Here is a 20320-nt window from a genome sequence, read left to right as displayed (position 1 = left end):
CGGCCGTCCGGCCGCCCGCACCCGCACCCGTAAGCCGTATCCCGTACGAGACACGCGGGACCCGCGAGAACGAAGGAGCGCAGCAAGAATGACGGCGGTGGACGTCCCCCAGCTGGTGGCCCAGGCCCGTGAGGGCAGGCCGCGAGCGGTCGCCCGGCTGATCTCGCTGGTCGAGGGGGCGTCCCCGCAGCTGCGCGAGGTGATGGCGGCGCTGGCGCCGCTCACGGGCAACGCGTACGTGGTGGGCCTGACCGGCTCCCCGGGCGTCGGCAAGTCCACGACGACCTCGGCGCTGGTCTCCGCGTACCGGCAGGCCGGCAAGCGGGTCGGCGTCCTGGCCGTCGACCCGTCCTCGCCGTTCAGCGGGGGCGCGCTGCTCGGCGACCGGGTGCGGATGTCGGACCACGCCTCCGACCCGGGGGTCTACATCCGCTCCATGGCCACCCGCGGCCACCTGGGCGGGCTCGCCTGGGCCGCCCCGCAGGCGATCCGGGTGCTGGACGCGGCCGGCTGCGAGGTGATCCTGGTCGAGACCGTCGGGGTCGGGCAGTCGGAGGTGGAGATCGCGGCGCAGGCCGACACCTCGGTGGTGCTGCTGGCCCCCGGGATGGGCGACGGGATCCAGGCCGCGAAGGCGGGCATCCTGGAGATCGGCGACGTCTACGTGGTGAACAAGGCCGACCGGGACGGCGCGGACGCCACCGCCCGGGAGCTGAACCACATGCTGAGCCTGGGGGAGTCCCGGGGCAAGGGCGACTGGCGGCCGCCGATCGTGAAGACGGTCGCGGCGCGCGGTACGGGCATCGACGAGCTGGTCGAGGCGCTGGAGAAGCACCGGGCGTGGATGGACGAGCGCGGGGTGCTGGCGCAGCGGCGTACGGCCCGGGCCGCGCGCGAGGTGGAAACGATCGCGATCACCGCGCTGCGGGCCCGGCTGGCCGACGTGCACGGCGACGCCCGCCTGGAGGCCCTGGCCGGGCGGGTGGCGGCGGGCGAGCTGGATCCGTACGCGGCTTCGGACGCGCTGCTCGCGACCCTGACGGAAGCGGCGGAAGCGTCGGAACCGTCGGAACCGGATGCGGAGCCCGCGGGCCGGTCATAGACTGGCGAACGCCCGGAATGCCCCAACGCAGGGAGGTTTCATGGCGAAGCGCGGCAACAAGAAGCGAGCCCGCAAGAAGAAGAAGGCAAACCACGGAAAGCGTCCCAACGCCTGACCGTGAGGACTGACCACACACGGAAGCCGCACCCGGTCCACGGGGTGCGGCTTCCGTACGTGCGGGGCGGGGGCGGGGGCCCTAGCCGTTGTCGTCGTTCTCGTCGTTGTCGTTCTCGTCGTCCGAGTGGGAGACGGTGGCCTTGCCGGACGTGGGGTCCACGTGGACGTTCGTCGTGGTGCCGCCGGACTTGACCTCCACGTCCCAGTAGGTCGTGTTGTTGTCGTCATCGTCGTCCCACTGCACCGACCAGACCTGGCCGGGATGGGCGGCGACCGCGGCCTTCATGGCCTGCTGGGCGGTGACCTTCGCGGCGACCAGGGCGGCGTCCTCGTTCCCGTCGTCGTCGTTCTCGTCCGCGTTCTCGACGGCGACCGATCCGGTGGCCGCGGTGACGAGCAGCTCCGTGTTGCCGCCGTCCTTGCCGATCACGTTGACGTGCCAGACCGGGCCGTCCTTGTCGAGGGACTCGATGACTCCGGGATGGCTCTTGAGGGCCGCCGCGGCGGCCCCCTCGGCATCGACCGCGGCGCGCAGGGGCGCGGAAACGCTGCCGCCGGCCGCTTCGGCCGCGGACGCGGCGGCGGCCGCCACCGGCCCCGCGACCAGCAGGACCGCGGCGGCCGCGGCCGACGAGACGTACAGGGTGCGCTTCATGGCGTGACCTCCTCAGGCCGGCCATGGCGCTTACGGTTGCTCGGCGGCGGCCGGCGAGCGAGCGTTACCGCCCATTCTCCGGCCTGCGGCCGAGGCCCGCCGCTCGGGGACCGGCCCGGGGGTCAGGCCTTGCCGCGGTCCGCGCGCAGGTGCTCGGCGACCGGGCCGAGCGCGGCGCGCAGCGCGGCGAGGGCGTCCGGCGGGAGCAGGTCGATGAAGTGCCGGCGGACGGACGCCACGTGGTGCGGGGCGACCTTGCGCATCGTCTCCATGCCCTCGGGCGTGAGGACGGCGTAGAGCCCGCGGCGGTCGGACTCGCAGTTCACGCGGCGGACCAGGCCCGCCGATTCCATGCGGGTGATCTGGTGGGAGAGCCGGCTCTTGGACTGCAGCGTCGACGTCGCGAGATCGCTCATCCGCATCCGGTGTTCCTCGGATTCGGAGAGGTTCACGAGGATCTCGTAGTCGTTGTTGGTGAGCCCGAACGGCTGGAGGTCCTTTTCCAGCTGGTGCGACAGCAGTCTGCTGACGTCCAGGTGGGTGCGCCAGGCGCACTGCTCGGCGTCGGTCAGCCAGGGTGTGGCCGTCTCGGTCTCGATGGTCTCCATGAAAGAACTCTACCTAAGAAGTTGAATTGCGTACAAAAATACTGCGAGGTGAGAGGTTTCCTACAGTCCGAAGCGCCTCTGGAGATCACCCAGCTGCCCCGGCATCCGCGGTACACCCGCCTGCCCCAGCGGACCCTGGCCCTGGCCGGGAACGCCTTGCGCCTGCCCCGTGGCCGCGCCGGCGCCCACGGCCCCGACCGCCTGCTCCGGCATCAGCATTTCCGAGGACTGGAGAAGCACGGTACCCGCACCCACGAACTCGAACTGGTGCTCCTCGCCGGAGGAGCCCCCGATTCCCGTCAGCGAGCGCAGGCCGCCGATCACGCCCGACATGTACCCGTGGTCGTAGTGGTGGCAGGGGGAGGGGCAGTCCGCCCACCCCACCAGCGCCTGCGGGTCCACCCGCAGCGGCGGCTCCATGAACACCACCGGGCCGCTGGAGGCCGCCACGAACTTCCCGGTTCCGATCAGGGTGAGGAAGCCCGGGACGATCGACTGCTTCAGCGCGAGCGAGGGCTGGTAGGCGAGCAGGTTGCCCGACCGGATGGTCAGGTTGCCGTTGTCCAGGTCGTACGAGTTCACGTCGAAGGCCCGGTCGGCCAGCAGCATCTTGCCCTGGCCCTCGGCCACCACCCAGTCGCTCGCGTGCAGCGGCGAGTGGAAGCTGGTGCGCAGCAGCCGGTCGAAGCGGCCGTGGCCGATGCCGTTGAACTCGATGCGCCCGTAGTAGGCGATCATCTTGCCCTTCTGCAAGAACCACTGGCTCCCCTTGAGCTCCACGCAGAAGGTGTAGGCGTTGACGTTGTCGTCGGACGGCAGGGTGTACGGGTCGAAGACGGTCGGACCTCCCGGTCCACCGGTCACGGGACCAAAGTTCACAGCTTCTCCTCCGAGGCCTGTACGTACACCGCGCCCTGACCGGACAGCTCCAGCTGGAACGCCTCGCCCGAGCCGCGCCCGACCATGTCCCGCCAGCCCAGCGCCGTGGACAGCTTGTTGCGGACCTCGCCGTGGTGGGCGACGTAGGCCTGCGGGTCCACGTGGATCGGGCGGTTCGGGTGGATCGGCAGCTCGATGACCCCGCCGTGGGCCATCACGGCCACCGAGCCGTGGCCCTTGAGGGTGGTGGTGAACAGGCCCTGGCCGGTCACCTGGCCGCGCACCATGCCCATGACCCCGCCCTGCGCGCCCATGAACATCGTGCCCTGCTGCAAGGTGCCGTCGAAGGCGAGCAGCCGGTCGGCCTCCACGTAGAGCGTCTCGCCGGTGAGGCTGATGACCTGGATGTGATGACCGCCGTGCCCGAACATCACGGTGCCGCTGCCCTCGACCTCCATCAGCGGGGTCTGCTCGTTCGCCACGCGGCGTCCGATCATGCCCATCACGCCGCCCTGGCCACCGGTCAGGCTCGGGGTGAAGGAGACCTCGCCGCGGTAGGCGAGCATCGCGCCCCGCTGGCTGTACATCTTCTGCCCCGGTACGACCTGGGCCTCGACCATCTTCGAGTTGATCTCGCGGAACGGCATCAGACGTCGCCCCCGATGGTGTTGCGCTCGCTGGGCTGCACGTACACCAGGCCCTCGCCCTCGAAGCGGATCTGGAACGCCTCGCCGGAGCCCTCGCCGATCAGCGTGCGGAAATTCACGCCGGACTGGAAGGACTGCTGGAGGTTCCCGGTGTGCGCGATGTACGCCCCCGGGTCGACGGAGAGCGGGTACTGGGAGCTGACGCGCAGCACCACCGCCGGGCCGTCGGACGTGATCGCCGCCTGCCCGCTGCCCTCCACGGTGGTGGTGAACAGGCCGTTGCCCGTCGTCGCACCGCGCAGGCCGGTGAAGGTGGTGCCGGTGCGCAGACCGGCGTCGGTGCACAGCAGGTTGCTGGACTCGACGTACAGCTTCTCGCCGCGCAGATTGACCAGATTGATCTCACTCGCCCGGTCGGCGAAGAAGCAGGTGCCGTGACCCTGCACTTCCATCACGGTCATCTGCTCGCCGGTGAGCCGCCGGGTCACCATTCCGCGGAGGCCTTCGCCGCCGCCGGTCATCTTCTTGAAGGCCATCTGGCCGTCGTACGCGACCATGGCGCCGTTCTTCGCTTTCACGGCGTCCCCGGTCAGGTCGACGGCGAGCACCTTGCTGCCTTGGAGTCGGAACTGAGCCACGGGAAGACGTTATCCGCAGCGGGCGGCACCGAACAGGGCCCGTTGGCCGATATCCGTCACGGTTCGGCCCGGTCCGCCCCGGTCCGGCGGGACCACGGGCCCCGCGCCAAGATCGCCCGGGGCGGCTGAGACACTGGGACGGACCCCCGGCATCCACCGCGAAGGTTCCACGTGGACATCAAGACCGCTTCCGCCCTGCACCGGCTGCGCCTCATCTCCGTACCGGAGGCGCTCTCGTTCCCGGCGCTGCTGATCTTCGGCTCGGTGCTGAGCCGGATCTCGGACATCGACTACCTGATGATGCCGCTCGGCGTCATCCACGGGATCCTGTTCGTCATCTACGGCGTCTTCCTGCTGGACGTCTGGTTCAAGGCGAAGTGGCCCCTGAAGAAGGTCGCCCTGTTCTTCCTGCTGGCGCTGGTCCCCTTCGGCGGGCTCTACGGCGACCGGCTGCTCAAGCGCGACGAGTCGGCCGGCGTGCTCGCCGCCCGCGCCCGTGAGGCGGCCCGCGCATGATGATCGCGTTCTCGGTGACCCCGCTGGGCGTCGGCGAAGAGGTCGGCGAGTACGTGGCCGACGCGGTCCGCGTCGTGCGCGCATCGGGGCTGCCGAACCACACGGACGCCATGTTCACCACCATCGAGGGTGAGTGGGACGAGGTGATGGGCGTGGTCAAGCGTGCGGTCGCCGCCGTGGAGGAGCGCGCCCCCCGGGTCTCCTTCATCCTCAAGGCCGACATCCGCCCCGGCGTCACGGACGGCATGACGTCCAAGATGGCAACGGTCGAACGCCACCTCGCCGGGGGCTGAGCGGCTCACACGACGGGCCGGCTCACACGGTGCGCGGGCTCACGCGACGTGCCGGCTCAGACGACCTGGACGTGCACGTCGGGCGGATTGAGCACCGACAGATACGCGGCGATGTCCTCCGGGTCGCTGGTGAAGATCACCGCACTGCCGTGCTTCGCGGCGGCCAGGGCCACGAGCGCGTCCACCGCATCCGGCCGCTTCTTCGGGGGGAGTTCGGCCTCCCCGAGGGCGGTGCCGACGCGGCGCCAGTCCGGCAGGTCGAATCCCGTCGCGCAGGCGATGCACTCGGGGCGCCCCGCCTCGGTCTCGCGCATCGGCGGTGCCGAAGCCCGTGCCTGCGGCACGGAACAGTCCCTGAGCGTCGTGGCCAGCGCAGGACGGGGCCGCCGCACCTGTGCCAGCACGGGCCCGAGGACGAGGGCCCGGTGCGGGGTCTCCTTCAGGGCTTCGTGCAGGTGGACCGCCTTGGCCTTGCGTTCGGCGAGAGCGATGAGCATCCCGGTGTCGTAGACGGGGACCCTCGCCGGACTCACGCGGCTTTTCCGGAACGCGCTCCGGATCGATCCGCCCCGTACACGAGGTCGAGGGCGGCCTCGACCTCCTGCCGCTCCTGCTCCGTCAGCGCCCCGACGGGCGTCTCCTCCTGCGCCGCATGCGCGGCCTCGACCTCGGCCGCCGCGATCAGGGCGTCCACGTCCGCGAACTGCGCCTCTATGGCCTCGGTCTCCGCCATCTGCCGCGTCGCGGCGTGCACGAGGTACGCGGAGACGTCCAGGCCGGCCCGCTCGGCATGCTGCCTGATGCGCTCGGCCTGCTCCTGCTCAAGGCTGATGCTGATCCTGGTCTTGGCCATGGCCCTAGTGTATGACGCGTATTACACCCCTGTCGGGCCTGGCAGACTTCGGACGCATGAGTGTCTCCACGATCAAGCACGCCGTCCCCTACTACTCCCAGTGGGAGTCCGCCGGGCTCGTGCCCGAGTTCGTCGCCGGGGGCGATGCGGCCCGGGATCCCCTGTGGGCAGGGTCCGGGGCGGCGTCCCCCGAGGAGTACGCCTTCTGGGCGCCGCGGATGTGCGGGGTGGCCTGTCTGCGGATGGTGCTCGGGCGGCTGGGGCTGCCCGTGCCGCCCTCGGTGGAGCTGGCGAAGGAGCTCTGCGGGGCCGGGGCGTACGTGCGCGACGGGGACGCCGTGCAGGGGCTGATCTACCAGCCGTTCGCCGCGTACGTGAACGCCCGCTGGGATCTGGACGCGCGGTCCGTGCCCGTGCTGGACCACGGGAGCGTCCGGGACGTGCTCGCCCGGGGCGGGCTGGCGATGCTGTCGGTCCACTGGTCGATCCGCACCCCGGCCGCCGCACCGGAGTCCCGGGGCGGTCACCTGGTGCTCGCCGTCGGGGCCACGGAGGAGGCCGTCCTGGTGCACAATCCCTCCGGCTTCCCCGACGGCACCCAGCGGTACGCGCCCGTCCCCTGGGCCGAGCTGGACCGCTTCTACGCCGGACGCGGGATCCTGCTGGGAGGCCGGGCCGGCTGAGGAACCCGCTCCCGGCCGGCCGGCTCCCGGTGACCCGTTCGGCCCTGCCCGCGAGGACACGGAACGGAACCGCCCGGTCGGGTGCATCCGGTTCGACAGGCCGAGGCATCTCCCCTTTCGTTGGGATACGTACCCCGGTTTCGAGCGCTGGAGGAACCGTGCGGCAGGAAGCCTTCGACTACGAGACCCACAGCCGGCTGGCCGGCCCCTGTGAGGAGCCGGATCCCGCCGCCGCCTACCGCGTGAGGTACCGCTCCCTGCTCGCGCGCGAGGACCTGCGGACCCGAATACGGGCCGTCGCGCTCATGACGCTCGCCCCCGTCGCCGCCGTCGGACTGCTGCTCTACCTCGTCTGGCCCACGCACCGGACCGTCCGGGAGGGCGGCGAGTCCTGGCTCGTCCGGCTCGACACCGTGATGCTCGGATCCGTCGCCCTGATCATGCTCTTCATGGTGGTCAACGTGGTCTCGATCGCCCACGCCACGATGGTCGCCCGCGACCCCGTCCCGGTCCCCGCCGAGCCCGGCACCCGCGTCGCCTTCCTCACCACCTACGTCCCCGGCAAGGAACCGCTCTCCATGGCGGCCGCCACCCTGCGCGGGGCCGTGGCCGTCCGGCACGACGGGCCGCTCGACGTCTGGCTCCTCGACGAGGGCGACGACCCCGGGGCCAGGGAACTGTGCGCGGCGCTCGGCGTGCGGCACTTCACCCGCAAGGACGTCGCCGAGTGGAACACGGCCCAGGGGGCGCACCGGGCGAAGACCAAGCACGGCAACTACAACGCCTGGCTGGCCCGGTACGGCGGGGACTACGACTACTTCGCCTCCGTGGACACCGACCACGTGCCGCTCCCGCAGTACCTGGAGCGGATGCTCGGCTTCTTCCGCGACCCCGACATCGCCTTCGTCGTCGGCCCGCAGGTCTACGGCAACTACACCGCCTCGGTCACCAAGGCCGCCGAGTCGCAGCAGTACCTCTTCCACGCGCTGATCCAGCGCGCGGGAAACCGCTACGGCGCCCCCATGTTCGTCGGCACCAACAACGCCGTCCGGATCAGCGCGCTGCGCCAGGTCGGCGGACTCTACGACTCACTCACCGAGGACATGGCCACCGGCTTCGAGCTGCACCGCAGCCGCAACCCCGGCACCGGGCGGTTCTGGCGCTCCGTCTACACCCCCGACGTGCTCGCCGTGGGGGAGGGGCCGAGCACCTGGACCGACTTCTTCACGCAGCAGCTGCGCTGGTCGAGAGGGACGTACGAGACCCTCCTGCGGCAGTACTGGCGCGGCTGCTTCCGGATGCCCCCCGGCCGCTGGCTCAACTACACCCTGATGCTCGTCTATTACCCGATGACCGCCGTCAACTGGCTCCTCGGCGTCCTCAGCTGCGTGCTGTTCCTGTGGTTCGGCGCCTCCGGCACCCAGGTCTCCTCCGAGGTCTGGCTGATGCTCTACACCGACGCCGCGGCCCTCCAGATCGGCCTGTACCTGTGGAACCGCCGCCACAACGTCTCGCCCCACGAGCCCGAGGGCTCCGGCGGGCTCGCCGGCATGGCGATGTCGGCCGTCTGCGCGCCGGTCTACCTGATGTCGCTCGGCTCGGCGCTGCTGCGCACCCGGGGCCGCTTCATCGTCACCCCCAAGGGCGGCACCGCCAGCACCGACCGGCCCGCGACCTTCCGCATCCACCTCGTCTGGGCCGCCGTCCTCCTCGTCTCCCTCGCGGCCTCCGTGCGCTACGAGCACACCCACGCGGCCATGCGCGTCTGGGCGCTGCTCGCGCTGGCCGTCACCCTCGCCCCGCCGGCCGTATGGGCCGTGACGGAGCTGCGCGCCCGGTCGGCCCGGGCCGCGCCCGGCGGGGGTCCCGAGCCGGGCGAGGAGCCGGAGCAGGCGTTCGCGACGACGGCGGGAGGGAACTGAGCCATGGCGTACCGGCCTTCGAAGCAGTTCAAGAAGACGGCCCTGGGCGCCGGAGCCGCCGCCCTGCTGCTCGCGCTCAACGCGCCCGCCGCGCTCTCCTTCGCCGGGGACCGCTACCACGCGTACAAGATCGGGCAGTCCAGCTACCGCGTCCAGTACGGCTCGTGGGAGCTGACCGGGATTCCCGAGGAGTACCGGATCAACGCCATGCACGCGGCGCTGCTGCGCACCGGCAAGGTGCTGCTGATCGCCGGCTCCGGCAACGACCAGCGCAACTTCGACCGGGGCACCTTCTCCACCGTCCTGTGGGACCCGGAGGACGACAGCTTCAAGAAGATCCCGACCCCGGAGGACTTCTTCTGCTCGGGCCACAGCCAACTCCCCGACGGACAGCTCCTGGTGGCCGGCGGGACCGCCCGCTACGAGGTGCTCGGCGGGAAGGTCACCCGGGCCGGCGGCGGCATGCGGGTCAAGAACGAGAGCCCCGACAAGGCGGTCACCCTGGCGAAGGGCACCGTCTTCCGGTCCCCGTCCGGCGTCGAGTACGTGTCGAAGTTCGCCGTCACCGTCCCCAGGGCCACCCGCCGGTTCGAGATCGCCTACGGGAGCGGCGGGCAGATGATGCCGTGGAAGACCAAGGTGGTCGCCGCCGAGGCACGGGTCTTCGTGGAGGCGGTCCACGAGGGCGCCGCGGGGCTGACGACCCAGGCCGCCCAGTACGCGGTGGCCGGGCTCACCGGCAAGGACGCCGCCGACGTCTACGGACTCGCGGAGCGGCTCAGCGCCGACAAGCAGGACTTCCAGGGCATCAAATCCGCCTACGAGTTCGACCCCCTGGCGGAGAAGTACGTACCGGTCGACCCGATGAGGGACGCCCGCTGGTACCCGACCCTGGTCGGCCTCCAGGACGGGCGGGTCCTCGCCGTGTCCGGGCTCAACGACGTGGGCGACGTGGTCCCCGGCGACAACGAGTACTACGACCCGAAGACCAAGAAGTGGTCCAAGGGCCCCTTCCGCTACTTCCCGACCTACCCCGCCCTCTTCCTCACCCAGGGCGGCAAACTGCTCTACACCGGCTCCAACGCGGGCTACGGGCCCAAGGGCAAGGGGCGCGAGCCGGGCGTGTGGGACCTGGCGACGAACCAGTACCGGAAGGTCGGCGGACTGGCCGACCCCGATCAGCTGGAGACCTCCTCGTCCGTCCTGCTGCCCCCGGCCCAGGACCAGAAGGTGATGGTGCTCGGCGGCGGCGGAGTCGGCGAGTCCCGGCTGTCCACGGACCGCACGGCGGTCGTGGACCTCAAGGCGGAGGTGCCGGTCTTCCGGTCGACGGCCCGGCTGCCGCAGGCGGTGCGCTACCTCAGCAGCGTGCTGCTGCCCGACGACTCCGTCTTCACCACGGGCGGCTCCGCCGACTACCGGGGCCGCGGCGCCAGCGACGTCCGCAAGGCGCAGTTCTACTACCCGCGCACCGACACCTTCGTGGCCGCCGCGGCCCCGACGGTCGGGCGCAACTACCACTCCGAGGCGCTGCTGCTGCCCGACGGGCGGGTGGCGACCTTCGGCTCAGACCCGCTCTTCGCGGACAAGGACAACACCAGACTGGGCAGGTTCGAACACCGGCTGGAGGTGTACAGCCCGCCGTACCTGCACCGGGACCCGGCGCTGCGGCCGGTCCTGGGGGAGGGGCCCGAGGAGGTCGGGCTCGGCGGCCGCGCCACCTTCCGGGCACCGAAGGCGGAACGGATCCAGCGGGCCCGGCTGATGCGGCCGAGCGCGGTCACGCACACCACCGACGTGGAGCAGCGCTCGATCGAGCTCGGGCTGGAGAAGACGGCCGACACGGTGACGGTCGCCGTGCCGGCGGACCCGACGCTGGTGCCGCCCGGCTGGTACATGCTGTTCGTGACGGACGCGGACGGGACCCCGTCGGCGGCGAAGTGGGTCCGGGTGCGGCCGGCTCCGGACCCGGCGCCGCCGGAGTCCCCGCCCACGCCGGCGTCGCGGGACGGCTGGCTGAGCTAGGCCGTCTCTTTCGGATCTTGCCGGGCGGCGCGGGCCAGGCAAGATCCGAAAGAGACGGCCTAAGCCGTCCAGGGGAGCCGGCCTCAGTCGGTGGCGCGGCGGGCCAGGCCCAGCGCGTAGTCCGGCCACCACGTCCCGGCCGGGGGGCCGCCGCGGCAGGTGCCGTCCGATTCGCCCGGCCGCTTGACCCAGAGGTACGCGTCCACGAGCGGGTCACCCGTCCCGTCGGTCGGCGGCGTGCCCAGCGCCCGGCCCGGCGGGTTGCACCAGGCCTGGCCGCGGTCCCCCTGGAGCGGGCCGTCGCCGTTGCGGCTGGTGTCGATGACGAAGTGCTTGCCCTTGGTGGCCTTGGAGAGGGCGGCGCCGTACTCCCGGCCGGCGGCGCTGGGCTGGAAGTTGGAGACGTTCAGGGAGAAGCCGTCGGCGCGCTCCAGCCCGGCCTTGTAGAGGGGATCGACCAGCTTCTTCGGGTCCGGGATCCACGCCGGATTGCCGGCGTCCAGGTAGACCTTGGTGTTCTTGTTGCGCTTGAGCCGGTCGACGGCCTCGGAGAGCAGCCGCAGCCGCTCGTCGCGGTGGCCGGCCCGGGTACAGCCGTCCACGAGGTGCGGCACCGCGTCCGGCTCCAGGACGACCAGGGCCTTCGTATCGGCGATGTTGTCCGCGAAGGCGCCGATCCAGCTCCGGTAGGCGGTGGCGTCCCTCGCGCCGCCCGCCGAGTGCTGCCCGCAGTCCCGGTACGGGATGTTGTACGCGACGAGGACCAGCGTGCGGCCGGCCGTACGGGCGCTCGCCCTGGCCCGGCGGATCTCCGGGCCGGGGTCGCCGGCGGGGCCCCACAGGGCCATCGGCCGGTCGGCGATGCGGCGCAGCACCTGGGCGTCGCTGTTGCGGCCCTGCGCCTCCCAGGCGGCGACCTGGCGGGCGGCGTCGCTCTGCGGGTCCACCCAGAAGGGGGACTCGTCGACGAGGCCGATCCCTGCCGGGGGGCGGGGCGGGGCGGACTCCGGGTGCGGGGTGGGGGCGGGCGTGCAGGCGGCTGCCGCCGAGAGGGCGAGGGCTGCGGTGAGGAGGGTGGCGGGGCGGCTGCGGGGGGCTGGCATCCGGCTTCCTCGGGGCGAAGGGGCGGGCTCCGGGCCGGGTCATCGTGACATAACGGGCCGTCGGGGCGGGCCGCGACACTGCCGAGTGCGGCCGGGCGGGGGGAGGGGGTGGCGCTGCGCGGTGCCGTCCCCTACCCGCCCTTCCTCCGTTCCCCGGGCTGCGCCCGGACCCCTTCGGGGGCTCCGCCCCCGGACCCCCGCGCCTCAAACGCCGGCGGGGCTCGAATCAGCACCCGTCAGGGCGATGGCCAGGGGGGTGCGTTCGTAGAGGATCTGGTGGCCGTGGCGGGAGGGGATGAGGAGGCCGGCCGCTTGGAGGGTCTTCAGGTGGGCGGAGACCGTGGACGGGGCCAGGGACAGGCGGTGGGCCAGGGCGGTGGTCGAGGCCGGCTCGGCCAGGGCGCACAGGACGTCGGCGCGGGCACGGCCCAGGAGGCGGGCCAGGGCCTCGGGGGCCGGGCCCGCGGGGGCGGTCCACAGGGCGCCGATGCCCCGCGCCGGGTACACCAGGGTCGGCTGCCACGGCGGGTCGTAGCCGCCCACCACCTCCGGCCAGACGAAGGCGCTCGGCATGAGGAGGAGCCCCTGGCCGTCGAGGGAACGGTCGTGGTGGCCCCGGCGGGCGATGCTGAGGGTGTTCCCCGACCAGCTCAGATCCGGGTGGAGGCCGTCGAAGAGGGCCTCCAGCCCGCCCGCGGCCAGCCGCCGGGAGTGGAACAGGACGTCCGCCTCCAGCAGGGCGCGCAGCCGGGGCCAGTGCGGGGCGACCAGGACCCGCCAGGCCTGCTCGTAGAGGTCGGCCAGCTCCTCGACCGCCCGCTCCGGATCCGCCAGCATCCGCTGCCCGGCCGCGCTCTCCAGTGCGCCCGGGGTGCAGACCAGGGAGCGCCGCAGGTCCTCCCGCGCCTCCTGCGGATCGGCGGCCCGGACCCGCGCGATCTCCTCCTCGAAGGTGACCGACGGGCCCGTCGGCGGCGGGCTGAGAAAGTCCGGATTGTGCCCCGTGCGCGGCATCAACAGCCACAGCGGCCGCAGGTCCAGCCCGGCGGCCGCCGTGCGGATCCCGCGGAGCCAGGGCAGGTGGTAGGCGTGCCGGCGCTGGTCGAGCAGGACCCGCACCGCCTCCTGGGTCTCCCAGCGGGGCGAGAGCGAGAACCGGCAGCGCAGCAGGTCGGCGGGACCGAAGCGGAAGTGGAACGGCACGGGTCCCTCCGGGGGTGGGACGGGGTCGGGGCGGGCGGTGGGGGTACCGGGCGGCGGTGGCCGGTGCGGCCGACGGGCTGCCGGGCGGCTGCCGGGCGGAGCTGCCGGGCCGGGCTGGGCTGCCGGGCGGGTGCCGGGCGGGTGCCGGGCGGAGCTGCCGGGCCGGGCTGGGCTGCCGGGCGGGTGCCGGGCGGGTGCCGGGCGGAGCTGGCGGGCGGGGCCGGGCTGGCGGGCCGGGACGGTGGGCAGGGCGGGCGGGCCGGCATAGCGGGCCGACTGACGGGTTGGGCTGACGGGTCGCGCTGACGGGTCGGGACGCCAGTTCGGAGGCGGATGATTCGGGTGGGGGCGAATCTCTGGCGCCTCAGCCTAGGCGCCGCCACGGTGCACCGTATGACCACCGCCAACCAGGGCGCCCCCGCCACCGAGCCGCGTCCCGCCGCCGAGCCGCAGCCGCAGCCGCATCCGCATCCCGTCCCCGAGCCGCATCCCGTCCCCGAGCCGCGTCCCGCCGCCGAGCCGCAGCCGCGTCCCGCCGCCGAGCCGCAGCCCGTCCCCGAGCCGCATCCCGTCGCTGAGCCGCGTCCCGTCGCCGAGCCGCGTCCCGTCCCCGGGCCGCCCGAGCGGCCCCCCGCCGGGTACCGGGCCGTCTTCCGGGTCGGGGAGTTCCGGCCGGTCTTCGCCGCGCACCTGCTGTCCGTGCTCGGCGTCGTCATCGCCGAGATCTCCCTCACCGTCCTCGTCTACCGCGCCACCGGCTCCCCCCCTGATGAGCGCGCTCACCTTCGCCCTCGGCTTCCTCCCCTACGCCCTCGGCGGCACCCTCCTCGCGCCGCTCGCCGACCGGCTCCCCGCCCGCCGCGTGCTCGTCGGCTGCGACCTCGTCTGCGCGGCCTGCGCGGCGGCCATGGCCGCGCCCGGCACCCCGGTCGCGCTGCTCCTCGTACTGCGCTGCGCGATGGCCTTCGTCGCGCCGCTGTTCCAGGGCACCCGCAGCGCCTCCCTCGCCGACGTCCTCGGCGCCGGCGACGCGTACGTCCTGGGCCGCTCGCTGCTGCGCATGGTGGCGCAGAGCGCCCAGCTCATCGGCTTCGGGCTCGGCGGCCTGCTGCTCACCGTGCTGGCCCCGCGCGGGGCCATCCTCCTCACGGCCGCCGGTTTCCTCGGCTCCGCGGCCCTGCTGCGCCTGGGCACCCGGGCCCGGCCCGCCCGGAGTGCGGGCGCCGGGCGGCGGGTCTCCCCGCTCGCCGGACTGCGTGCCGTCCTGGGCCACCGGCGGCTGCGGGCCCTCACCTTGCTGTCCTGGCTGCCGCCGCTCTTCGTGGTCGTGCCCGAGGCGCTGCTGACCCCGTACGCCACCGGCCTCGGCATCTCCACCGCCGGGCTCGGGCTGCTGATGTGCGCGATGCCCGCCGGTGCCATCGCCGGGGAGGTGTGGGCGGGTTCGGCGCTCACCGCCCGAACGCGTTCGCGGATCACGGCCCCGCTCGCGGCGCTCTCGCTGCTGCCGCTGCTCGCGTACGCCGTCCGGCCCGGCCTGCCGCTCCTGCTGGGCACGCTCGTCCTGGCCGGGCTGGCCCACGCGTACACCCTCGGGCTCGACCAGTGGTACGTCGAGGCCGTGCCCGAGGAGCTGCGCGGCCGGGCGATGACCCTGCTCAGCACCGGGCTGATGACCCTTCAGGGCGTCGGCATGGCGCTCGCCGGAGTCGCGGCGGAGTTCCTGCCCGTCCATGTCGTGGTCGCGTCGGCCGCGGTCCTGGGGACAGGGGTCACCTTGCTGCTGCTCGCGGAGGTGCGCCGGACGGACGGGTCGAGGCGTGAGACGGATCCCGCCGCCAAATGACCGCCCGGTAGGGTCTGGTGCGTGCCCAAACCGCTCAGCCTTCCCTTCGACCCCATCGCCCGCGCCGACGAACTCTGGCAGCAACGCTGGGGTCCGGTGCCCTCGATGGCCGCGATCACCTCGATCATGAGGGCGCACCAGATCCTGCTCGGCGAGGTCGACGCGGTCGTCAAGCCGTACGGCCTGACCTTCGCGCGCTACGAGGCGCTGGTGCTGCTGACCTTCTCCAAGGCCGGGGAACTGCCGATGTCGAAGATCGGCGAGCGGCTGATGGTGCATCCGACGTCGGTGACGAACACCGTGGACCGACTGGTGAAGTCCGGGCTCGTCGCCCGGCGCCCGAACCCCAACGACGGGCGCGGCACGCTCGCGTCCATCACGGACAAGGGCCGCGAGGTGGTCGAGGCGGCCACGAAGGCGCTGATGGAGATCGACTTCGGACTGGGTGCCTACGACGCCGAGGAGTGCGGGGAGATCTTCGCGCTCCTGCGCCCGCTCCGGGTGGCCGCGGCCGACTTCGAGGAGAGCTGACCGGCGCCTGACCCGCGCCTGACGCGGGCGGCTTCGTCCCCGACGGCGCCCGCTCCGACGGCGGCGTACGCTCGGCAGGGGTGGGCCCGGACTGGACCGCGGAGGGCCGATGACCGCGCTCGGTGACCTGATCGAGATCGACGACCGGACCGTACTGGTGCTCGGGCAGGACCTGGACCTCGGCCGCGGGCAGCCGGACGTGGCCAACGCCTTGGTGCACCGGGCCGGCGACACCCTGGTGCTCGTGGACACCGGGGTCACGGAGGCCTTCCGCTCGGCGCTGCGGGAAGCGGCCGACCGGGTCGGGCCCTGGGCGCGGGCGCTGGTGCTCACCACGCACGGCCACCTCGACCACATCGGCAACAACGACCTGGCCGACGACCTGGGCGTACCGGCCGAGCACCGGGTCCCCGCCCCCGACGCGGCCCAGATGCGGGATCCGGTGGACTACTGGCTCCGGGCCTTCGAGCGCGTCGCCGGACCGGCGGCGCTGACCGACCCCGCAGGGACCGCGGCCCGGGTGGTCGCGCTCTTCCGGCCGATGCGCCCCTTCGGCGAGACGACCCGGACCTACGAGGAACGGCCGCCGGAGCGGATCCGGATCGGCCCGATCCGGTTCACCGGCTGGACCTTCGCCAGCGGCGCGGTCCGCGTGCTGCGCAGCCAGGGCCACTGCGCCGGGCACGTGATCGTGCACCTGCGGGACCCGGGTGTGCTGCACCTGTCCGACGAGGACAACGGGCCCTGCGGCGCCATGGCCGACGCCGACCAGCTCAAGATCCAGACCGTACTGGGCTCCGCGGCCGTCCTCTTCGAGGAGGGCGAGGCGGCGCTGCTCACCGACGGGCACACCTTCGCCGTGCGCCGCGCCGCCGAAGCGCTGTCCCACCTGGACGGACTGCTGGAGCAGGCGGCCGCCCTGGGGGAGACGTCGCTCGGACTGGCCGGGGAGCGGGTCGTCCCGAGCGGGTTCGCCGCCCGCTACGCGCGGGCCATGACCGGCGCGGGCGTCGCCGGAGCGAACCCGAACACGCTGTTCACCGCCATGTCGGCGGTCAACCAGCTCCGTGAGCTGGGGCTGCGCCCGGACTCCGGCGCCGTCGACGCGCCCTGGTCCCGGCCTCCGCTCCGCGATCCGGGGCGGGCCGCCCCGCCTCCCGGCTCCCGGTGACCCGGCCCCCGTCAAGATCGTGCAAACCGGACGGCTAGGCTCGACGGCATGAAACGAAGCGTGCTGACCCGCTACCGCGTCATGGCCTACGTGACCGCGGTCATGCTCCTCATCCTCTGTGCCTGCATGGTGGCGAAGTACGGCTTCGACACCGGCGCCGACCTGACCTTCGCGGTCTCGCAGGCGCACGGTGTGCTGTTCATGATCTACCTGGTGTTCGCCTTCGACCTGGGCTCCAAGGCCAAGTGGCCGTTCGGCAAGCTCCTCTGGGTCCTGCTCTCCGGCACCATCCCGCTCGCCGCGTTCTTCGTCGAGCGCACGATCCGAGCCGAGGTCGAGCCCCTCGTCGCCGGCGATCCGGCCGCCGCCCGCGCCTGATCCCGGCGGCCCCAGGTGATCCACCTGCGGTGATCCATCCACCCCCGGGGCGACTCCCCGGGGGTTGGCCATCGACATTTACTAGGACGTCCTAGTAAATTCATCGGTATGGACGCTGACGCCATTGAGGAAGGCCGCCGTCGCTGGCAGGCCCGGTACGACAAGGCCCGCACGCGCGAGGCCGATTTCACCACGCTCTCCGGCGACCCCGTCGATCCCGTCTACGGACCCCGGCCCGGCGACTCGTACGAGGGCTTCGAGCGCATCGGCTGGCCGGGGGAGTACCCGTACACCCGTGGCCTGCACGCCACCGGCTACCGGGGGCGGACCTGGACCATCCGGCAGTTCGCCGGGTTCGGCAACGCCGAGCAGACCAACGAGCGCTACAAGATGATCCTGGCCGCCGGCGGCGGCGGGCTCTCCGTCGCCTTCGACATGCCCACCCTGATGGGGCGCGACTCCGACGACCCCCGCGCGCTCGGCGAGGTCGGCCACTGCGGAGTCGCCATCGACTCCGCCGCCGACATGGAGATCCTCTTCAAGGACATCCCGCTCGGCGACGTGACCACCTCCATGACGATCAGCGGCCCCGCCGTCCCCGCCTTCTGCATGTACCTGGTGGCCGCCGAACGCCAGGGCGTCGACCCGGCCGTCCTCAACGGGACGCTCCAGACCGACATCTTCAAGGAGTACATCGCCCAGAAGGAGTGGCTCTTCGAACCCGAGCCGCACCTGCGCCTCATCGGCGACCTCATGGAGTACTGCGCGAACGGCATCCCCGCCTACAAGCCGCTCTCCGTCTCCGGCTACCACATCCGCGAGGCCGGGGCCACGGCCGCGCAGGAGCTCGCGTACACCCTCGCCGACGGGTTCGGGTACGTGGAGCTCGGTCTCTCGCGCGGGCTGGACGTGGACCACTTCGCGTCCGGGCTCTCCTTCTTCTTCGACGCGCACCTCGACTTCTTCGAGGAGATCGCCAAGTTCCGCGCCGCCCGCCGCATCTGGGCCCGCTGGATGAAGGAGGTGTACGGGGCCAAGTCCGAGAAGACGATGTGGCTGCGCTTCCACACCCAGACCGCCGGGGTCTCCCTCACCGCCCAGCAGCCCTACAACAACGTCGTGCGCACCGCCGTGGAGGCCCTCGCGGCCGTCCTCGGCGGCACCAACTCGCTGCACACCAACGCCCTCGACGAGACCCTCGCGCTGCCGAGCGAGCAGGCCGCCGAGATCGCCCTGCGCACGCAGCAGGTGCTGATGGAGGAGACGGGCGTGGCCAACGTGGCCGACCCGCTGGGCGGCTCCTGGTTCGTCGAGCAGCTCACCGACCGCATCGAGGCCGACGCCGAGAAGATCTTCGAGCAGATCAAGGAGCGCGGGCTGCGCGCCCACCCGAACGGGCAGCACCCGATCGGCCCGATCACCTCGGGCATCCTGCGGGGCATCGAGGACGGCTGGTTCACCGGGGAGATCGCCGAGTCGGCCTTCCAGTACCAGCGCTCGGTGGAGAAGGGCGACAAGCGCGTCGTGGGCGTCAACGTCCACCACGGCTCGGTCACCGGGGACCTGGAGATCCTGCGGGTCAGCCACGAGGTGGAGAAGGTCCAGGTCCGCGAGCTCGCCGAGCGCAAGGCCGGCCGGGACGACGCCAAGGTGAAGGCGGCGCTGGACGCCATGCTGGCCGCCGCCCGCGACGGGTCGAACATGATCCCGGCGATGCTGGACGCGGCGCGCGCCGAGGCCACGATGGGCGAGATCTGCAACCTGCTGCGGGACGAGTGGGGCACGTACACGGAGCCGCCGGGCTTCTGACGGCCGATCCGAAGGACACGCCCTAAGGTGGCGGCCATGACAGGCCGCCGCCTTCCCGTCCCCGTGTACGGGGTGACCGCCCGGGTGCTCATGCAGACCAACTGCGGGCCGTACGCGTACATCGCCGCCGACTTCGAGCCACCCGGCCGGGACGGGCTGACGGAGGTCCTCGACGCCGTGCCGGCGCACCGACGGCTGCCCGAGGTGTACGCCTCCTGCGTGCGGGCGGGCATCGTGCGCGGCCTCGACGGGGTGGCGGCCTCGGTGCTGCTCACCGACGCCCACCTCCACGAGGTGGACTCCTCGGAGTACGGCTACCGGCTCGCCGGGCTCGAAGCGGGCCGGGCGGCCCTGGTGGCCTCCGGGCTGCTGCCGCCGGAGGAGGCCGACAGTCTGCGCTGGGCCGACTGGCCGGGGCGCCCGAGGCCCTGGCCCGGCCACAACGCGCGCTCGGAGGCGCTGATCGCCTCGGCGCCGGCCTGGTGCGAGGACTTCACGCCCCTGTCGGACGGCGGCAGGCCCGCGGTGATCACACCGCCGGTGCGGGGCCGGAAGGGCCGGCGGGGGAGCCCTGGAGGCCGTACATGAGCAGGGCCGTGAAGGTGGCCACCCACAGTTCGTCCACCGGCTCGGAGCTCACCAGCGCCCGGTGCACCACCGTGCCCGCGATCACGTCGAAGATCAGGTCCGTGGTGGGGGAGGCGAGGGACTCGTCCTCCTCGTAGGGGAGTTCGCCCCGGGCCTGTGCCCGTTCGCGTCCCAGTACGACGAGACGTTTCTGCCGGTCCACGATCGCCGACCGGATCCGGTCCCTCAGGGCCTCGTCCCGGGTGGACTCGGCGACGACCGCCATCAGGGCCGTACGGGCCTCCGGGCGCCGCAGCAGCGCCGCGAACTGGAGCACCACGTACTCGATGTCGGCTTCGAGCGAGCCCCGGTCGGGCAGTTCGAGGGAGTCGAAGAGCTCCGCGACGGCGTCCACGACCAGTTCGCTCTTGCCCGACCAGCGCCGGTAGAGGGTGGTCTTCGCGACCCCCGCCCGCGCCGAGACGTCCCCCATCGTCAGCTTCGACCAGCCCAGCTCCACCAGCGCGTCCCGGGTCGCGGCGAGGATCGCGGCGTCCGCCGCGGCGCTGCGCGGGCGGCCGGTGCGGCCTGGCGGGCAAGTGGTGTCCGAGCTGGGGTTGCGCATGGCCGAGACCATACCCGCCGGTAGCAGGACCGATCGGCCCCCCGGAGGTGTGCTTCAGATCACGGCCCGCGGGTGGGCGGAGCGAGTTACGCTACGACTCGTAGCGTAAGAGCGACAACCACGCGAAGAGCTACCGGCGCCAGGTGGGG

General features: G+C 72.7%; 22 protein-coding genes and 1 pseudogene. 13 read left to right on the top strand and 10 right to left on the bottom strand.

Annotated features, from left to right (window positions below; genetic code table 11):
• Positions 1-88 precede the first annotated feature (88 nt).
• Positions 89-1102: a methylmalonyl Co-A mutase-associated GTPase MeaB gene (meaB, locus tag AC3IX6_RS10910; protein WP_489369967.1), complete on the top strand. Its 1014-nt coding sequence runs from the start codon at positions 89-91 to the stop codon at positions 1100-1102.
• Between the two features lie 40 nt (positions 1103-1142).
• Positions 1143-1217 (top strand): 50S ribosomal protein bL37, encoded by a 75-nt coding sequence (locus AC3IX6_RS10905; RefSeq protein WP_099895366.1) that lies wholly within the window; start codon positions 1143-1145, stop codon positions 1215-1217.
• A gap of 81 nt (positions 1218-1298) precedes the next feature.
• Here AC3IX6_RS10905 and AC3IX6_RS10900 read toward each other — a convergent pair whose 3' ends face one another.
• From AC3IX6_RS10900 to AC3IX6_RS10880, 5 genes are all read right to left on the bottom strand, one after another.
• Positions 1299-1874 carry a PepSY domain-containing protein gene (locus AC3IX6_RS10900; RefSeq protein ID WP_489369966.1) on the bottom strand — a complete coding sequence of 192 codons (576 nt, stop codon included), beginning with the start codon at positions 1872-1874 and terminating at the stop codon, positions 1299-1301.
• A 122-nt stretch (positions 1875-1996) separates the two neighbouring features.
• Positions 1997-2473: a MarR family winged helix-turn-helix transcriptional regulator gene (locus tag AC3IX6_RS10895; RefSeq protein WP_489371404.1), complete on the bottom strand. Its 477-nt coding sequence runs from the start codon at positions 2471-2473 to the stop codon at positions 1997-1999.
• A gap of 69 nt (positions 2474-2542) precedes the next feature.
• Entirely contained in the window at positions 2543-3346 is an 804-nt protein-coding gene (locus AC3IX6_RS10890) for an AIM24 family protein (RefSeq protein ID WP_489371403.1), read from the bottom strand.
• Positions 3347-3357: 11 nt separating this feature from the next.
• Positions 3358-4008 carry an AIM24 family protein gene (locus tag AC3IX6_RS10885; RefSeq protein WP_250744760.1) on the bottom strand — a complete coding sequence of 217 codons (651 nt, stop codon included), beginning with the start codon at positions 4006-4008 and terminating at the stop codon, positions 3358-3360.
• On the bottom strand, positions 4008-4646 hold the full coding sequence (locus AC3IX6_RS10880; protein ID WP_489369965.1) for an AIM24 family protein: 639 nt from the start codon (positions 4644-4646) through the stop codon (positions 4008-4010). The genes AC3IX6_RS10885 and AC3IX6_RS10880 overlap by 1 nt, the downstream gene beginning before the upstream one ends.
• A 171-nt stretch (positions 4647-4817) precedes the next feature.
• Here AC3IX6_RS10880 and AC3IX6_RS10875 point away from each other — a divergent pair, with 171 nt between their 5' ends.
• Together AC3IX6_RS10875 and AC3IX6_RS10870 are read left to right on the top strand one after the other, a co-directional pair.
• Positions 4818-5162 (top strand): DUF3817 domain-containing protein, encoded by a 345-nt coding sequence (locus AC3IX6_RS10875; RefSeq protein WP_382970677.1) that lies wholly within the window; start codon positions 4818-4820, stop codon positions 5160-5162.
• Positions 5159-5455 carry an MTH1187 family thiamine-binding protein gene (locus AC3IX6_RS10870; protein WP_489369964.1) on the top strand — a complete coding sequence of 99 codons (297 nt, stop codon included), beginning with the start codon at positions 5159-5161 and terminating at the stop codon, positions 5453-5455. The genes AC3IX6_RS10875 and AC3IX6_RS10870 overlap by 4 nt, the downstream gene beginning before the upstream one ends.
• A 56-nt stretch (positions 5456-5511) precedes the next feature.
• Here the strand turns inward: AC3IX6_RS10870 and AC3IX6_RS10865 are convergent, their stop codons facing one another.
• Together AC3IX6_RS10865 and AC3IX6_RS10860 are read right to left on the bottom strand one after the other, a co-directional pair.
• Positions 5512-5988, bottom strand: a complete 477-nt coding sequence (locus AC3IX6_RS10865) for a hypothetical protein (RefSeq protein WP_489369963.1) — start codon at positions 5986-5988, stop codon at positions 5512-5514.
• Positions 5985-6308, bottom strand: a complete 324-nt coding sequence (locus AC3IX6_RS10860) for a plasmid mobilization protein (RefSeq protein WP_489369962.1) — start codon at positions 6306-6308, stop codon at positions 5985-5987. The genes AC3IX6_RS10865 and AC3IX6_RS10860 overlap by 4 nt, the downstream gene beginning before the upstream one ends.
• Before the next feature lie 56 nt (positions 6309-6364).
• On the opposite strand from AC3IX6_RS10860, the gene AC3IX6_RS10855 reads away from it, so the two are divergent.
• The 3 genes from AC3IX6_RS10855 to glxA all read left to right on the top strand — a co-directional run bounded on the left by AC3IX6_RS10855 (position 6365) and on the right by glxA (position 10938).
• Positions 6365-6991: a cysteine peptidase family C39 domain-containing protein gene (locus AC3IX6_RS10855; RefSeq protein ID WP_489369961.1), complete on the top strand. Its 627-nt coding sequence runs from the start codon at positions 6365-6367 to the stop codon at positions 6989-6991.
• 158 nt (positions 6992-7149) lie between these two features.
• Entirely contained in the window at positions 7150-8913 is a 1764-nt protein-coding gene (locus AC3IX6_RS10850; protein ID WP_489369960.1) for a glycosyltransferase family 2 protein, read from the top strand.
• A 3-nt stretch (positions 8914-8916) separates the two neighbouring features.
• Complete coding sequence (gene glxA / locus AC3IX6_RS10845; RefSeq protein ID WP_489369959.1) at positions 8917-10938, top strand: radical copper oxidase GlxA; 2022 nt, start codon at positions 8917-8919, stop codon at positions 10936-10938.
• Between the two features lie 83 nt (positions 10939-11021).
• Here glxA and AC3IX6_RS10840 read toward each other — a convergent pair whose 3' ends face one another.
• Together AC3IX6_RS10840 and AC3IX6_RS10835 are read right to left on the bottom strand one after the other, a co-directional pair.
• Positions 11022-12041 (bottom strand): glycoside hydrolase family 6 protein, encoded by a 1020-nt coding sequence (locus AC3IX6_RS10840; RefSeq protein ID WP_489369958.1) that lies wholly within the window; start codon positions 12039-12041, stop codon positions 11022-11024.
• Between the two features lie 204 nt (positions 12042-12245).
• Positions 12246-13244 (bottom strand): ArsR/SmtB family transcription factor, encoded by a 999-nt coding sequence (locus AC3IX6_RS10835; RefSeq protein ID WP_489369957.1) that lies wholly within the window; start codon positions 13242-13244, stop codon positions 12246-12248.
• 393 nt (positions 13245-13637) lie between these two features.
• Between AC3IX6_RS10835 and AC3IX6_RS10830 the strand changes: the two are divergent.
• From AC3IX6_RS10830 to AC3IX6_RS10805, 6 genes and pseudogenes are all read left to right on the top strand, one after another.
• Positions 13638-15098, top strand: a pseudogene (locus AC3IX6_RS10830) (MFS transporter); the annotation flags it as partial.
• A 13-nt stretch (positions 15099-15111) separates the two neighbouring features.
• Positions 15112-15621: a MarR family winged helix-turn-helix transcriptional regulator gene (locus AC3IX6_RS10825; RefSeq protein WP_489371402.1), complete on the top strand. Its 510-nt coding sequence runs from the start codon at positions 15112-15114 to the stop codon at positions 15619-15621.
• A gap of 109 nt (positions 15622-15730) precedes the next feature.
• Positions 15731-16792 (top strand): MBL fold metallo-hydrolase, encoded by a 1062-nt coding sequence (locus AC3IX6_RS10820; RefSeq protein ID WP_489369956.1) that lies wholly within the window; start codon positions 15731-15733, stop codon positions 16790-16792.
• 48 nt (positions 16793-16840) lie between these two features.
• A complete protein-coding gene (locus AC3IX6_RS10815; RefSeq protein WP_489369955.1) occupies positions 16841-17170 on the top strand; it encodes a DUF3817 domain-containing protein in 330 nt (109 codons plus the stop codon).
• A 108-nt stretch (positions 17171-17278) separates the two neighbouring features.
• Positions 17279-18979: a coenzyme B12-dependent isobutyryl-CoA mutase large subunit gene (icmA, locus tag AC3IX6_RS10810; protein ID WP_489369954.1), complete on the top strand. Its 1701-nt coding sequence runs from the start codon at positions 17279-17281 to the stop codon at positions 18977-18979.
• Positions 18980-19015: 36 nt separating this feature from the next.
• A complete protein-coding gene (locus tag AC3IX6_RS10805; RefSeq protein ID WP_489369953.1) occupies positions 19016-19567 on the top strand; it encodes a hypothetical protein in 552 nt (183 codons plus the stop codon).
• On the opposite strand, the gene AC3IX6_RS10800 is transcribed toward AC3IX6_RS10805, so the two are convergent.
• The gene (locus tag AC3IX6_RS10800; RefSeq protein WP_489369952.1) at positions 19509-20171 is read right to left on the bottom strand and encodes a TetR/AcrR family transcriptional regulator; all 663 of its coding nucleotides are present in this window, start codon (positions 20169-20171) and stop codon (positions 19509-19511) included. The two genes, AC3IX6_RS10805 and AC3IX6_RS10800, sit on opposite strands and share 59 nt — an antisense overlap.
• Positions 20172-20320 lie beyond the last annotated feature (149 nt).

The organism is Streptomyces sp. GL_141 (assembly GCF_057834385.1).
Note: the sequence above shows the minus strand (reverse complement) of the source record. Positions and strands in the feature narration are given on the sequence as shown.

Coding starts and splice junctions, on each gene's coding strand:
- AC3IX6_RS10860 (WP_489369962.1), bottom strand. CDS start 6,308: ATGGCCAAGACCAGGATCAGCATCAGCCTTGAGCAGGAGCAGGCCGAG.
- AC3IX6_RS10805 (WP_489369953.1), top strand. CDS start 19,016: ATGACAGGCCGCCGCCTTCCCGTCCCCGTGTACGGGGTGACCGCCCGG.
- AC3IX6_RS10885 (WP_250744760.1), bottom strand. CDS start 4,008: ATGCCGTTCCGCGAGATCAACTCGAAGATGGTCGAGGCCCAGGTCGTA.
- AC3IX6_RS10870 (WP_489369964.1), top strand. CDS start 5,159: ATGATGATCGCGTTCTCGGTGACCCCGCTGGGCGTCGGCGAAGAGGTC.
- AC3IX6_RS10800 (WP_489369952.1), bottom strand. CDS start 20,171: ATGCGCAACCCCAGCTCGGACACCACTTGCCCGCCAGGCCGCACCGGC.
- AC3IX6_RS10815 (WP_489369955.1), top strand. CDS start 16,841: ATGAAACGAAGCGTGCTGACCCGCTACCGCGTCATGGCCTACGTGACC.
- meaB (WP_489369967.1), top strand. CDS start 89: ATGACGGCGGTGGACGTCCCCCAGCTGGTGGCCCAGGCCCGTGAGGGC.
- AC3IX6_RS10855 (WP_489369961.1), top strand. CDS start 6,365: ATGAGTGTCTCCACGATCAAGCACGCCGTCCCCTACTACTCCCAGTGG.
- AC3IX6_RS10820 (WP_489369956.1), top strand. CDS start 15,731: ATGACCGCGCTCGGTGACCTGATCGAGATCGACGACCGGACCGTACTG.
- glxA (WP_489369959.1), top strand. CDS start 8,917: ATGGCGTACCGGCCTTCGAAGCAGTTCAAGAAGACGGCCCTGGGCGCC.
- AC3IX6_RS10900 (WP_489369966.1), bottom strand. CDS start 1,874: ATGAAGCGCACCCTGTACGTCTCGTCGGCCGCGGCCGCCGCGGTCCTG.
- icmA (WP_489369954.1), top strand. CDS start 17,279: ATGGACGCTGACGCCATTGAGGAAGGCCGCCGTCGCTGGCAGGCCCGG.
- AC3IX6_RS10840 (WP_489369958.1), bottom strand. CDS start 12,041: ATGCCAGCCCCCCGCAGCCGCCCCGCCACCCTCCTCACCGCAGCCCTC.